This window comes from Actinoplanes sp. ATCC 53533 (genome assembly GCF_003947245.1).
Window position 1 is genome coordinate 1 of sequence record NZ_QHHV01000231.1, and the last position, 13228, is coordinate 13228.

At 68.8% G+C, this 13228-nt stretch carries 11 protein-coding genes; 2 read left to right on the forward strand and 9 right to left on the reverse strand.

Annotation, left to right across the window (positions count from 1 at the left end; translation table 11 throughout):
* From DMB66_RS50310 to DMB66_RS50335, 6 genes are all read right to left on the reverse strand, one after another.
* On the reverse strand, positions 1–289 hold a 289-nt coding region (locus DMB66_RS50310; protein WP_199753111.1), incomplete at its 3' end, for a type II toxin-antitoxin system Phd/YefM family antitoxin.
* A 104-nt stretch (positions 290–393) separates the two neighbouring features.
* Positions 394–2871 (reverse strand): nitrite reductase large subunit NirB, encoded by a 2478-nt coding sequence (gene nirB / locus DMB66_RS50315; protein WP_125811206.1) that lies wholly within the window; start codon positions 2869–2871, stop codon positions 394–396.
* 1 nt (position 2872) lies between these two features.
* Entirely contained in the window at positions 2873–3220 is a 348-nt protein-coding gene (locus tag DMB66_RS50320; RefSeq protein WP_125811207.1) for a molybdopterin oxidoreductase, read from the reverse strand.
* A 299-nt stretch (positions 3221–3519) separates the two neighbouring features.
* The gene (locus tag DMB66_RS50325) at positions 3520–5538 is read right to left on the reverse strand and encodes an ABC transporter permease subunit (protein WP_125811208.1); all 2019 of its coding nucleotides are present in this window, start codon (positions 5536–5538) and stop codon (positions 3520–3522) included.
* On the reverse strand, positions 5535–6965 hold the full coding sequence (locus DMB66_RS50330; protein WP_125811209.1) for an extracellular solute-binding protein: 1431 nt from the start codon (positions 6963–6965) through the stop codon (positions 5535–5537). The genes DMB66_RS50325 and DMB66_RS50330 overlap by 4 nt, the downstream gene beginning before the upstream one ends.
* A 157-nt stretch (positions 6966–7122) precedes the next feature.
* The gene (locus DMB66_RS50335; protein ID WP_125811210.1) at positions 7123–7893 is read right to left on the reverse strand and encodes an IclR family transcriptional regulator; all 771 of its coding nucleotides are present in this window, start codon (positions 7891–7893) and stop codon (positions 7123–7125) included.
* Between the two features lie 170 nt (positions 7894–8063).
* Between DMB66_RS50335 and DMB66_RS50340 the strand changes: the two genes are divergently transcribed.
* The gene (locus DMB66_RS50340; RefSeq protein WP_125811211.1) at positions 8064–8924 is read left to right on the forward strand and encodes a fumarylacetoacetate hydrolase family protein; all 861 of its coding nucleotides are present in this window, start codon (positions 8064–8066) and stop codon (positions 8922–8924) included.
* 1 nt (position 8925) lies between these two features.
* Here the strand turns inward: DMB66_RS50340 and DMB66_RS50345 are convergent, their stop codons facing one another.
* A complete protein-coding gene (locus DMB66_RS50345; RefSeq protein ID WP_125811212.1) occupies positions 8926–9306 on the reverse strand; it encodes a hypothetical protein in 381 nt (126 codons plus the stop codon).
* Between the two features lie 117 nt (positions 9307–9423).
* Entirely contained in the window at positions 9424–11232 is a 1809-nt protein-coding gene (locus DMB66_RS50350; RefSeq protein WP_125811213.1) for a CocE/NonD family hydrolase, read from the reverse strand.
* 297 nt (positions 11233–11529) lie between these two features.
* Between DMB66_RS50350 and DMB66_RS50355 the strand changes: the two genes are divergently transcribed.
* Positions 11530–12000: a MarR family winged helix-turn-helix transcriptional regulator gene (locus DMB66_RS50355; RefSeq protein ID WP_125811214.1), complete on the forward strand. Its 471-nt coding sequence runs from the start codon at positions 11530–11532 to the stop codon at positions 11998–12000.
* A gap of 512 nt (positions 12001–12512) precedes the next feature.
* Here the strand turns inward: DMB66_RS50355 and DMB66_RS50360 are convergent.
* Positions 12513–13228, reverse strand: a 716-nt coding sequence (locus DMB66_RS50360; RefSeq protein WP_199753112.1) for a KUP/HAK/KT family potassium transporter, incomplete at its 5' end; no start/stop codon positions are given.

The following is a 13228-nucleotide window of genomic DNA, read 5'->3' on the forward strand; positions in this document are numbered from 1 at the left end:
CGCCGCCCGCCCGGTCCGCCAACAGCGCCTCGACCTCGCGAGGATCCACGCCAAGCGACTCCAACGCCGCAGTCAGCGGCACGAACTGGCCCTCGGCGCGGGAACGGGCGATCGCCGCAGAGTCCTTGCGATCGCGGAACGCCTCCAGCTCCTCCCACTCGTCGATACCGATCAGCACCGCGACCGGACGCTCGTACTTCGTAATGATCACGGGCTCGTGCGTACGTTCGACCGCCTCCAGCACTCGACCGGCGCCGTCGCGGAATTCCCGCAGAGTCATCCTCGTCATGGGCAGCATCGTACCACGCGGTACCATTTCCAGGACGCGATCGGGGCACAAGACGGCGCAGGGCCGGCGCTTCGGTCCAGCGGGGTTAGCCGTGACGACGAGATTCAGGAGATCTCCGACCCGCCTGCCGGCACCCTGGGCAGTGGGATCAGCGGCAGCGACGTGCGGAACTGCCCAGGCGTGGCCGGTTCGGTCCCCTCTTTCCACGGGTCCCGATAGGCGGCCGTCGACGCCCGCATCCGTTCATCAAGCCCGTCACCAAGGCCGTCCGCGTCGTCGACGATCAGCTCCCGCAGCCGTTCGATGCCGATCCGCGGCACGAACCCGTACGTGCGCTCCAGCCAGTTCGCGTGCTCGCGGTAGTACTGCAGGAAGCGCCCGGTCAGCCGGATCACCTCGTCCGCTGTGTCCACAGTGGCCAGCAGGTCACCCTTGCGGACGTGGGCACCGGCCGCCCCGCCGATGTAGATCTCCCACCGGCCGCCGTCGATGGCGACGACGCCGAGGTCCTTCACGTACGCCTCGGCGCAGTTGCGTGGGCATCCGGTCACGGCGAGTTTGAGCTTGGCCGGACTCTCCAGGCCCTGGAACTGGCTCTCGATCGCGATGCCCAGCGCGGTGGAGTCGCCGACCCCGAACCGGCAGAAGTCCGAGCCGACGCAGGTCTTCACGGTCCGGAAGGACTTGCCGTAGGCGTACCCGCTGGGCATTTCGAGGTCGGCCCAGACCGCGGGCAGATCCTCCTTCCGGACGCCGAGCAGGTCGATCCGTTGGCCGCCGGTGAGCTTGACCAGGGGGATGCGATATTTCTCGGCCACGTCGGCGATCCGGCGCAGTTGGTGCGGGCTGGTCACGCCGCCCTTCATCTGCGGGACGACGGAGAACGTGCCGTCGCGCTGAATGTTGGCGTGCACCCGGTCGTTGATGAACCGGGCGTCGCGCTCGTCGATGTATTCGTCGGCCCACATCATCCGCAGCAGGGACGCGAGGCCCATCTTCGACTTGGCGTCCTCGGCGCCGCCGGGGGCGAGCGCGGCGAAGACGGCGGAGACCGACTTCAGCTCCATGTTCCGGATCGTGGTCATCAGCTCGGGCTTCGGCATCGGGATGCCGGGCACGTACCACGAGGCGGCCTCGTCCTCCTCGATGTCGCCGTCGGCCGCCCACTCGACGATCTGCGCCACCAGCGTCTTGCACGAGCCGCAGCCCTTGCCGGCCCGGGTGGCGTCCGCGACGCCGCCGACCGTTCGCACGCCGCCCTGCACGACGTCGACGATCGCCCGCTTGGTCACACCGTTGCAGTTGCAGACCTGCGTGGAGTCGGCCAGTTCCGCCACGGTCGTCTCCACCGTCGGCGCGCCGAGGTCGAAGAGCAGCCGGATCCGCTCCTCCGGCAGCGGGGAGCCACGGTCGAACGCCTGGATCAGGTATCCGACCTTGCTGATGTCGCCGAGCAGCGTGGCGCCGACCAGCCGGCCGTCCCGGACGATCACGCTCTGGTACACGCCGCGACGGCGCTCGGCGAACACCACGGTCTCGTCGTCGTCCCGCTCCGGTTCCTTGAGGCCCATCGCGGCCACGTCCACGCCGGCGACCTTGAGCTTCGTGGCGATGCGCGAGCCGTGGTAGGCGGCGTCCGGGTTCGCGCCGGTGACGTGGTCGGCCAGCACCCGCGCCTGCTCCCACAGCGGGGCGACCAGCCCGTACGTCTCACCGCGGTGCTGAACGCACTCGCCGACCGCGTAGATGTCCGGCTCGTCCGCGCAGCGCATCTGGTCGTCGACGACGATGCCGCGCTCCACGTCCAGGCCGCTGCGTTCGGCCAGCGCCGCGTTCGGCCGGATGCCGGCCGCCACCACCACGACGTCGCACGGGATGGTCCGGCCGTCGGCGAGCTTGACGCCGTTGACCACATCTTTGCCGAGGATCTCGGTGGTGCGGGCGCCGGTGACGACCTCGATGCCGAGTGCTTCGACGGATCGGCGCAGGATCGCGCCGGCCTGCGGGTCGAGCTGCGCGTTCATCAGGTGGCCGGCCGAGTGGACGAGCGTGACGTGGGGCAGGTGCGACTGCAGGCCGCGGGCCGCCTCCAGGCCGAGCAGGCCGCCACCGATCACGACGGCGCGCTGGTGCTCCCGGGCGTACCGGATCATCCCTCGGGTGTCGTCGATCGTGCGGAATGTGAAGACGCCCTGGTGGTAGCCCCGTCCGGGGCGGTGCAGGCCGGCGATCCTCGGCACGAACGCGTCGCTGCCGGTCGCGATGATCAGCTTGTCGTAGGGCGTCTCCCCGCCGCGCTCGTCGACCACCGTTTTGGCGAACCGGTCGATGCGGGTCACCCGGACGCCGGTGTACAGGTTGATGTCGTTCGCGGCGTACCAGTCCAGGTCGTTGAGGAAGATTCCGGACTCGTCGTCGACGCCGCTGAGCACATTGGACAGCAGGATGCGGTTGTAATTGCCGTACGGCTCGGCACCGAACATCGTGATGTCGAACAGGTCTCCGCCGCCGCGATCCAGGATCTCCTCGACGGCGCGGGCGCCGGCCATCCCGTTGCCGATCACCACCAGCCTCGTCGCCATCTCAGACCTCGACGAGGCCGAGGTCGATCACCACAGCGGCAGCGATCCCGACCGGCGCGGCCACGTGCAACTCGATCGACGTCCCCGGCTCCAGGTCCTCGACCACGCGCAACGGTACGTGGACATCCCCCTTCGCGGCGATCGGGAAGTATCGCATCGGCGTGCCGTCCCGCATCAGGATCACGCAGATCAGCTCGTGCGCGGCGTTCCCGCCCCGGAAGTAGACCGGCTGCGTCACCGTCCCGTCCGGGACTGTGTACGGAAGCAGGCCGTCCAGCGGAAACGGCTGGTCCAGCCCTTTGCCCTCGAACCTATAGATGCCCTGCAGGAAACGGGGAACCGACTGCATCAGAGCTCTCTCCTTCGTCCAGAGGTCGCGTCAGAAGGTGCGCGCCCGCCGGGCGGGAGAACGGCGCGCACGGCACCCCGCCGGGTAAGCGGGCGTACCGTCCGGTCCCGGCCGCGTCGCGGTCTCGCGCTGACGAACGCAGCACGGGCGACGCTTCGCGGGTCGAGTCAGGGCCCCTCACCCCCGCAATGCTCGCCCACGCATGTTTCGCCGGGGTTTGCGCACGGCACTCGATTCGTTACCGACGACTCGCCACAGCCTCGAAACGCTCAGTGAGTCCCATGATTACTCCGCGTAGGTCAGCCCTTTACCGCGCCCGCAGTGAGCCCTTCGGTCAAGAAACGCTGCCCGAAGGCATACATGACCACCACCGGGATGCTCACGAGCAGCGACGCCGCGGCGAGTTGTCCCTGCGGCACGACGTCCCCGGCGATCATCGACTGCATCCCCACGGGGAGCGTCTTGTACTCGTCCTTCGTGATGAACACGAAGGCGAAGAGGAACTCGTTCCAGGCATTGGTCAGGGTGAACAGCGCGACCGCCAGCAGCCCCGGCTTGGCGAGGGGCAGCACTATCCGGCGGAACGCCTGGGCGCGGGTGCAGCCGTCGACCAGCGCGGCCTCCTCCAGCTCGATGGGGATCGACGCGAAATACCCCGCCAGCAGCCAGGTGGCGAACGGAAGCGTGAAGGTCGGGTACGTCACCACCAGCGACCACAACGAGTCGGTGAGCCGCACCCCGATGAGCAGTTGGTACAGCGGGATGAACAGCAGCGCGCCCGGCATCACGTAGGTGAGCAGCACCGTGACGGTGAAGCCCTGCGCACCGCGGAACCGCAGCCGGGCCAGCGCGTAGCCCCCCAGGGCGGCGCAGACCAGTGCCACCGCGGTGGACGCCGCGGACACCAGCACGGTGTTGAGGTACCAGCGGCCGAACGGCTGGTTGGTGAACAGGGCACCGAACTGCTCCAGGGTCCACGGCGTCGGCCACAGGTCGTGGTCGCGCATGACGACCTGGCTCTCGGACTTGAAGGCCGTGACAGCGATCCAGTACAGCGGGCCCAGCACGAAGGCGAGCAACCCGGCCAGCGCAACACCGGACCCCAGGCCCGACACCAGGGACGACGCCCGGCGGCCTCCGTGGGCCTGGAACGCCGAGACCACCCGGCCGACCGCCGCCGCGACCAACAGAATCAGCCCGAGGACCACCGCCGCCTTCCAGAAGATCTGCGGTGACGCCCAGGCCAGCAGACCCGTGACCGCCGCGGTGACGACCCACGGCATCGCCTTCCGCGCCGTCCCGATCCGCTGCGCCGTCCGGCTTCGCCGGGGTGGCTCGGTGCCGGCGTCCTGGCGCAACAACCGGACCAGGACGAACACCAGCCCGCCGATGATCGGCAGCATGACCAGCGTGACCGCCGCGCCCGCGCCGTACTGCAGTTGCAGGATCGCCTTCGAGTAGGCGACGAGCACATACGGGGCGGTCACGTCGCCCGGGCCGCCCTGCGTCAGCAACCAGATGAGGTCGAAGTTGTTGAACGTCCAGATCGACGACAGGGTCACCGTCACGGTGATCACGTGGCGCAGTCCGGGCAATGTCACGTGGACGAACCGCTGCCACGACGAGGCGCCGTCGATGGTCGCCGCCTCGTACTGGTCCGCCGGGATGGCCTTCAGCCCGGCGAGGAAACAGACGGTGAAGAACGGCACCCCTTTCCACACGTTGACGAGGATCACCGAAGGCATGGCCAGCGACGCGTCGGCCAGCCAGCCCGCGGGCCAGCTGTCGACCAGGTGTGCCGAGGCCAGCAGCGGCCCGATCCCGGAGCTGGTGAGCAGGATGTTGACGCTGCCGAAGATCGGGTCGAGCAGCGCGCGCCAGCTGAACGCCGTCACCACCGTCGGCACCACCCACGGCACCAGGAGTAACCCGGCCAGCAAGGCCCGCCCACGACGCCGATGGTGCAGCAGCAGGGCCGCGGCCAGCCCCAGCACCACCTTGAACACCTCGGCGTACGCGGTGAAGACGAACGAGTTCACGACGCCCGTGCGGAACTGCTCGTCGCCGGCGAGGGCGAGGTAGTTGCCCAGGCCGACGAACACGCTGTCCTGCCCGTGCCGTTCCGTGGTGCTGGTGACGACCGACCGGGCGATCGGCACGAGCACGAGCGCGCCGACCAGCACGGCCGTGGGCGCCAGAAACAGTGCCGCCAGCCGCCAGTCACGACCCAGCCGCCGCTGGGTCGTGGTGAGGGAGCCGGGCCCCGGCGGCGGGGATGTCCCCGTCGCCGGGGCCGGCGCTGATCGGACCGACCTCACTGCGGCAGCCCTTGCTGGGTGAAGATCTGCACCATCTTCGCGTGGGCGGCCGTCACGGCCCGCGCGGGCGCCGTTCCCTGGACGACCTGCTGCATCATGTCGGTGAGGACGTAGGCCGCGACGACGGCCTGCTGGCCCGCGCTGGCCTTCTGCGGGAAGGCCAGGCCGTTCTTCGTGGACAGCGGCAACGGCTGCTGGGACATCTTGCGCAGCATGGGGAACGCCTGATCGCCGCTGGTGAAGAACGGGTCGGCGTCCCAGACCTTCGCCCAGGCGGGCATCGCCAGGCCGGGCGCCTCCTTCGCCACCCCGAGCAGCGCGGGCGCACTGACCAGGTACTGCGCCAGGAGCTTGGCGAGCGCGGCGTTCTTGGCACCCTTGAAGACGACGAAACCCTGGGACTGGCCGAGCAGCAGGGATTTGTCGGTCGCCGGCCCGATGCAGTCGGAGAAGACGTGGGTGTTGCCGTACACGGGGTTCTTCTTGGTCTTGGAGTCCGCGTAGACGCTGAAGCTGTTGCGGGTGTAGCCGAGGATCCCGGCGAGCCAGTTCTCGTTGTTGCTGGTGTCGGCCCAGCTGGCCACCCCCGGCGGCAGCATCGGCTGGTACTTGGGGTTGGTGTAGATGTCGCCCAGGAAGGTCGCCGCCTGCACCGTCTCGGGGGAGTCGAACGTGACCTTCCTGCCGTCGTTGGAGGCGATCGCCCCGCCGTAGGAGTTGATCAGCGCCTCGATCATGCCGTTGCCGTCACCGGACCGGTTCACGGTCATGCCCCAGCCGAACCGGCGCTTGGTCGGATCGGAGATCTCCAGGCACAGGTCCCGCAGCTCCTCCCAGGTGTAGACCTCCTTTCCAGCGATGCCCTTGTCCCGCATCCAGTCCTTGCGCAGGAACGATCCGATCCCGATGAAGTGGTATGGGATGGCGAACCACTTGCCGTCGAAGACGCAGAAGTTCTTGGCCTCCGCACAGGGCTCGCCGTACTTGGCCGTCAGCGCCTTGACGATGTCGGTCACGTCTTCCAGGTCGCCGAGCGCGTGAAACTGCGCGATGAACCGCGAGTCGGTCATGAACGCCAGGTCACGCGCCACGCCGCCCTTGACCTCGGCGTCGATCTTGGCCACCACGTCACCGGCGTCGGCCTGGACCAGGCTGTTCTCGATCTTCGTCCCGGTGGCGTCGGCGAACTTCTTGATCGAGCTGTCGAGCGCTTCGTTCGCCGCTGTCGAGTACAGCTTCTGCGACAGCACCCCCATCGAGGAGCCCTTCACCGACGCCGCGGCGTCGAGGAGCTCCTTCGGAACCTCCGGCTGCACCCTGGAAGGCGCGTCGGAGTCGCCCCCGCACGCGGCCAGGCCGGCCGCGCCGAGCACCCCCACCCCCATCCCCAGAAAGCCGCGCCGGGACCACAACGGGTTGTCCTCCATGACCACTCGCCTCCTTCAGCTCCCCCTCACCGCGGAACACTGTTGTTCGAGATTTCGAACTGTGTTCGAGATATCGTATCGAGCGCGGGCGACGTAGAGGAACCCTTGAGGGGTGTCAATGTTTCGATGCGGTTACCGGCCGAAAGCGGCAGGCCGGCTATCGGGGCTGGGCCAGGTAACCCATGCGGGCGGACAGCGTGGCCGCGCCCTCACGAACCAGCTTTGTCCACTCCACAGGCGCCTGCGGGGTCCAGCGGATGATCGGTGCGGAGACGCTCATCGCGGCGATGGTCGCGCCGGAATGGTCTCGGACCGCCGCGGCGACGCAGCGCATCGCGCTGTCGGACTCGCCGATGTCGACGGCGACGCCCTCGGCCCGGACGCGTTCGAGATGTGCCCGCAGGCGGTCCGGGTCGGTGATGCTGTCCGGCGTCATGCCCGGCAGGGCACCCTTCGTCAGGACCGCGTCCAGGCCCGCCTGGTCCAGGCCCGACAGCAGTATCTTGCCGACCGCCGTGCAATGAGCCGGCAACCGCCGGCCGACCGCGGAGACCATCCGGACGGGGTGCGTGCTGTCGACCTTGACGAGGTAGATGACATCGGCGCCGTCGAGCACGGCCACGTGGACCGCCTCGTCGCACGCGGCGGCCACCTCCCGCACCACGCCCTGCGCCTCGCGGACCAGGTCAAGCTGGCCGGCGAACGCCGCGCCGAGCTGAAACAAGGGCATGCCGAGCCGATACCGCACCGGCTGGCCCGGGACGGAGATCAGGTACGAGCGAGCCACGAGCGTGACAAGCAGTTCGTGGACGGTGGTGCGAGGCAGGTCGAGCCGCTCGGCCACCTCGCGGGCCGACAGTTGGGGGCGGTCCAGAAACAGTTCGAGGATGTCGAGTGCGCGGATGACCGCCGGTACCACGCGGGGCATGTCGATAGTCCTTTCGAGATGCCGGACCCGTGTCAACGATCTTCACACGAACCGGCACCTGAACAGGGTAACGGCGTCGGCCCTCGCCGCAGGTTGCCGGCTCGTCGTCGGCAGAAGAGGTTTCGACGCAAGAGAAACGGCCGCATTTCCGCAGACTTAGGATGGATCACATGCCGATCTCCATTCACCACCTGCGCGCCGGCGACGCGTCGCGCTGGGCGGTGCGCCAGGACGGCGAATGGGCCGTGCTCGACGGCACTCTCGCCGATCTGCTCGCCTTGCCGCTCGACCAGGCCCGGGCCGTGGTCGAGGCCGCCGCCCGCGAAGCCGGCGGCGACATGCCCGGCGAGAAAGCGCTTCCGCCCGTTGACCGGCAGGAAGTCTGGGCGGCCGGGGTGACGTACCTGCGCAGCCGCGACGGCCGTAAGGAGGAGTCCGGGCACGGTTCCCTCTACGACCATGTCTACGACAATGACCGTCCCGAGATCTTCTTCAAGGCCAGTCCGTGGCGTGTGGTCGGCGACCGCGACGCCGTCGGGATCCGCGTCGACTCCGGCTGGGATGTGCCCGAAGCCGAGGTCGGCCTGGTGCTCAACGCGGCCGGGGACGTGTTCGGCTACACGCTGGGCAACGACATGAGCAGCCGATCGATCGAGGGTGAGAACCCGCTCTACCTGCCGCAGGCGAAAATCTACGACCGTTCCTGTGCGCTGGGCCCGGCGATCGTGCCGAGCTGGGCGGTCGGCCCGGGCCCGTTCCAGATCGGGTTGCGGGTGCTGCGTGCGGGCCTCGAGGCGTACGCCGGAACGACCTCGACGTCGGCGATGGCCCGCGGCTTCGAGGACCTGGCCGGCTGGTTGTTCCGGGCGCTGAGCTTCCCGGCCGGCGTGGTGCTGCTGACCGGCACCGGCGTCGTACCGGACGCCGACTTCACCGTGCGCCCCGGCGACACGATCGAGATAACGTCCACGGCACTCGGGACGCTGACCAACCCCGTCGTCACGGTTGGCGATGCCACCAGAGGGCTGTGACTCAGCTACAGCCGGTGTCGCGAACGAAGACGTCGGTGGCGGCTTTGGTGTCGGCCGCGACCAGGTTGGCCGCGTCGGACGGGAACGCGGTCTCGCCGCCGTCGGGGCGCAATGCCACCGGGTTGGTGCCGCCGTTGCGGCCGTCCCCGTCGGTGTCGCCGTCCGCGTCGCCGCCGCCGGCGTGGTCGATGGTCAGCCGGGTGGTCGCGCCGGACCCGCGGTCGCGGACGAAGAGGTCGGACTTTCCGTTGGTATCGCCGGTCTGGAGGTCGCGGACGTACAGGCCGATCACCCGCGCGCCGTCGGGGAGCAGGTCGGTGGCGGAGGAGCTGAACGCGACGTACCGGCCGTCGGCGCTGATCGCCGCGCCTACGGCGACCACTGCGAGAAGGCGAAGAAGGACACACAGGTCGGCTGCGAGAACTGACGACAGCAGGTTTCCGGGCGGGCTCCGGGCAGCGTGGGCCTCCCCATCGCTGCCCGGACCCGCACCACCGGTCTAGAAGGTCAGCGCGGCGCGGCCGCCGACCAGGGGCAACTGGATGGTGCTGGTGGTCGGCCGGACCGATACCCGGGTGCCGGGCAGCGGCCGCAGCGTGTAGTCGTAGTCGGTGGAGATCACCACGACGCCGATGCGGTGACCGGACGCGAACGTGTAGTCCTGCGGCTGCATGTCCCAGCCCAACCGGTAGGTCTTTCCAGGTGTGACCGCCGACGACCGCGAGAGCGAACCCCGGTTCTGCGGGTCGATCCATCCGCGCGTGACGATGACCGGTTCCGTGCCGGAGGGGCCGTAGTCGACCAGCAACGCGGTCAGGTTGGCGGCCGTACGGTTGTCGATGCTGACGTCGAGCGCGACCCGCGGCGCACCGCTGAGCCGGGCCCCGCCCGTCAGCTCCGGCGTCAGGTAGGCCAGTGAGTTCCCGGACGGCTGGAGCAGCTCTTCGGCGACGATGTCGCGGCCGTTGTCGACGAACGTGTCGGTCCGCGGCTTACCCACGGCCAGCGGCAGCGTGACCCGGGCCGAGCCGGGGACCGGCCAGGCGGTGGTGGTCTCGACGACAGTGCCGGCGGAATCCTCCAAGGTGACCGGCGGCTCGTCCTCGATGCCGCTGTCGACGCCGTAGATGTAGTGGTCGATCCAGCGGCGCATGGCGGGGAAGAACGCGGGCGCGTTCGCGGAGCCGTGGTCGCCGTCGTAGAGCCACAGCTTGCGGTCGACGCCGTGGCGGCCGAGTGCCTCCCACATCTGGATGCCCTGCTTGGTCTTGACGTTCCAGTCGCGCAGGCCCTGGACGAGGAAGACGCTGGCCTCGATCTTCGCCGCCTTGGACGCGTAGTCACGGGCTGCCCAGAACGGGGAGTAGTCGCCGGTGACGCGGTCCTGCTCACGGGTCAGCCGATCCATGGCGGCCGCGCACACCTGCGGGTTCACCCGGGACAGGATGACCTTGGCGTGAATGTCGACGTCCTCGCCCTGCCAGAGGTACGGCGCGACAACCAGGCCGTTGGCGCGATACTCGTCGTACCAGCTGGAGACCGCGGACATCGGGATGATCGTCTTCAGCGCGGAGCGACCGGTCACGGCGGCGGCGAGGGGCAGCGTGCCGTTGTAGGAGACCCCGTACATGCCGACCGAGCGAGCCGACCAACCCGCCGAGACGACTTGCCCGGCGGCGTCGTAAGCACGCCCGGAGCCGCCGAGCCAGTCGATGACCGCGCGGGTCGCGGCAGCCTCGTGCGGACCGCCGCCATCCGGGCAACCGGTGGAGCGCGCGGTGCCGAGACTGTCCATCGTGATCATGGCGTAGCCGCGCCTGACGAAATACTCCCAGAGTCCCTCTTCGGGATAGCCTTCCTCGTCATCCCCGGCCCGGGCTTCCCCGGCCCGGGTGTCGCCGACCGCACTGCGAGCACGCCCGGCAACCGATGCGGCCGCCGCGTCCTTCTCCTGTGGCAGCCGCTCAGGATCCACGGAGTGGTAGGGCGCCTCCACGAAGTCACCCTGGTAGGGCGTGGCGATCATGAGCGACCCGACCTTGAGGCCCGCGGTCTCCGTCTCGCCGGGGCGCGTGACGTCCAGGTGCACCCGGTCGCGCGACCCGTCCCCGTCGGTATCCAGCGGCACCTCGACCCAGATCTCCTCGTTGATCGCCTTGCCGTAGTCGAAGACCGGTTGGGTCGCACCGTCCTTCACCACGATCGCCGCCGGCTTATCAGCCTCGGCGGCCCACGCCGGTACGCCGACGACGGCGGTCAGAACGCTGACGCCGACGGCCGCCACCGCGGCCATGACTGGGTGTCGCATCCATCCTCCAGGCAAAGGCGATTATGTATCCGCAATGGAAGACGCGGCAGCAGGTCCTGCCGTGGCACACGGGTCTGCAAAGATCGGCTACCCACCCCGGCGACAGGCCGCCAAGCAGCTGCTTCAACTCAACGCCAGCGCGGAGCCGGAACTAGATGCATGACATGTCAAGAGATTCCGGCAGACTCGGTGGGCATGAATTGGGCTGACCAAACGACGAACGTGGGAAGCATCCCGCGCTCGTCCCGGGACCGGCGAGATGCATGACGCATCAATCGTCAAGTATGCTGGCACTGCATGAGCGAGCAATCACCCCACTGGCTGACCCCCGACGAGCAGCATGCCTGGCGCAGCTTCGTCCGGCTGCACCAGAAACTCGCCGCCACCATTGCCCGGGACCTGCAGGCCCACGCCAAGCTGTCCGGCGCCGACTTCGAAGTCCTGGTCGCCCTCACCGACGTTCCCGACCACCGGCGCCGCTTCCAGGACCTCGCCAAGGCCATCGACTGGGAACAAAGTCGCCTGTCGCACCAGATCGCGCGCATGATCAAACGCGGCCTCGTCGTCCGGGAGGAATGCGCCGAAGACGGACGCGCCGCCTTCGTCTGCCTCACCTCCGCCGGCCACGACGCCATCCAGGCCGCCGCACCCCACCATGTCCGCGCCATCAGACACCTGGTCATCGACGCCCTCGCCCCCGGCGACCTCGACGCCCTCGCCCGCATCTCCAACCGCATCCTCGACCGGATCGACAGCGCGCAGGCGTGACCCGCCGGGACCCGCATGGTCCCGACCGCTCAGGGTGACGATGCGGCCCGCTCCCGGTGGCCGGGAAGCGGTCGATCCCCGTTACCGCCCTCCGGCACGCCATCGAAAGGCGCCGGTAGCGGACTCCAGACCAGATATGACCGAGGACACAACCCACGGCAGGCGAACGTCGCGCTCGCTCAACAACACCCGCTCGCCCTTGAGCAGCGCCGGATGCCTACGGCCGGCAAACCCGGCCCGATACGCCTTGGCGGACGCCCCGAACGGAAACGAGGGCAGATAGGCCCGTGCAGTGGATGACCACAAAACGCCGTTGCTCAGGGCGAAAACCTTGCCGCGCATAGCCGTTCCTCCCTTTACATGTCGCGCCACCCATGCGGACCCAAACTAGATGACATGCCATTCAGTCTAGCCATCCGGAAGCATGACATGTCAAGAGACTGGTGGGCTCGACGTAGGTGACCCGACTCGGGTCAGGGGAGATCGCGACGGATGATCCGGACGGGCGAGTGTCAGACGTCGATCCGCGATCCCATGATCACTGTGCGGTCGCGCGGTAGGCCCAGGAATTCGGCGGCGTCCGCGGTGAGGTAAGACGTCGCGATGAACAGCCGCTTGCGCCAGGGCGCCATCGTGGGCGCCGGTCCCCTCGTCAGCTCGATCTTCGACAAGAAGTACGACGCCTCGTCCAGCGAGATCGGCCCTTCGGTCTGGTCCGGGCCGAGCAGTCGCAGGGCCGAGGAGATGTCCGGCGTGTCCATATAGCCGAACCGGGCGCTGACGTGGATGATCCCGTCGCCGGCATAGCCGAGGTCGTCGACCTGGATCCGTTCGGAGTCCGGCAGATGCGGCATCGGCAACGTTTCGATCGAGACGATCAAGATCTGCTCGTGCAGCACGTGGTTGTGTTCGACGTTGGCGCGCAACGCCAGCGGCGCGGTCTGCTTGCCACGGTTGAGGAAGACAGCGGTGCCCGGCACCCGGGCCAGCGGATGCTTGTCGTCCCGCAGCCGATCGATGAACGCGCGGAGCGTGCCTTCCGCGCGTTCGCGTTCGCGGGTGACGACCTGCCGTCCGCGCTGCCAGGTGGTCATCACGGTGAACGCGGTCAGGCCGATGAGCAGCGGCAGCCAGGCGCCGTGGGCGAGCTTGGTGAGGTTCGCCGCCAGGAAGAGCAGGTCGATCGCGAGCAGGATGCCCGCGCCCAGGCCGATCTGCCACAGCGGGG

Coding starts and splice junctions, on each gene's coding strand:
- DMB66_RS50330 (WP_125811209.1), bottom strand. CDS start 6,965: ATGGAGGACAACCCGTTGTGGTCCCGGCGCGGCTTTCTGGGGATGGGG.
- DMB66_RS50320 (WP_125811207.1), bottom strand. CDS start 3,220: ATGCAGTCGGTTCCCCGTTTCCTGCAGGGCATCTATAGGTTCGAGGGC.
- DMB66_RS50355 (WP_125811214.1), top strand. CDS start 11,530: ATGAGCGAGCAATCACCCCACTGGCTGACCCCCGACGAGCAGCATGCC.
- DMB66_RS50340 (WP_125811211.1), top strand. CDS start 8,064: ATGCCGATCTCCATTCACCACCTGCGCGCCGGCGACGCGTCGCGCTGG.
- DMB66_RS50335 (WP_125811210.1), bottom strand. CDS start 7,893: ATGCCCCGCGTGGTACCGGCGGTCATCCGCGCACTCGACATCCTCGAA.
- DMB66_RS50350 (WP_125811213.1), bottom strand. CDS start 11,232: ATGCGACACCCAGTCATGGCCGCGGTGGCGGCCGTCGGCGTCAGCGTT.
- nirB (WP_125811206.1), bottom strand. CDS start 2,871: ATGGCGACGAGGCTGGTGGTGATCGGCAACGGGATGGCCGGCGCCCGC.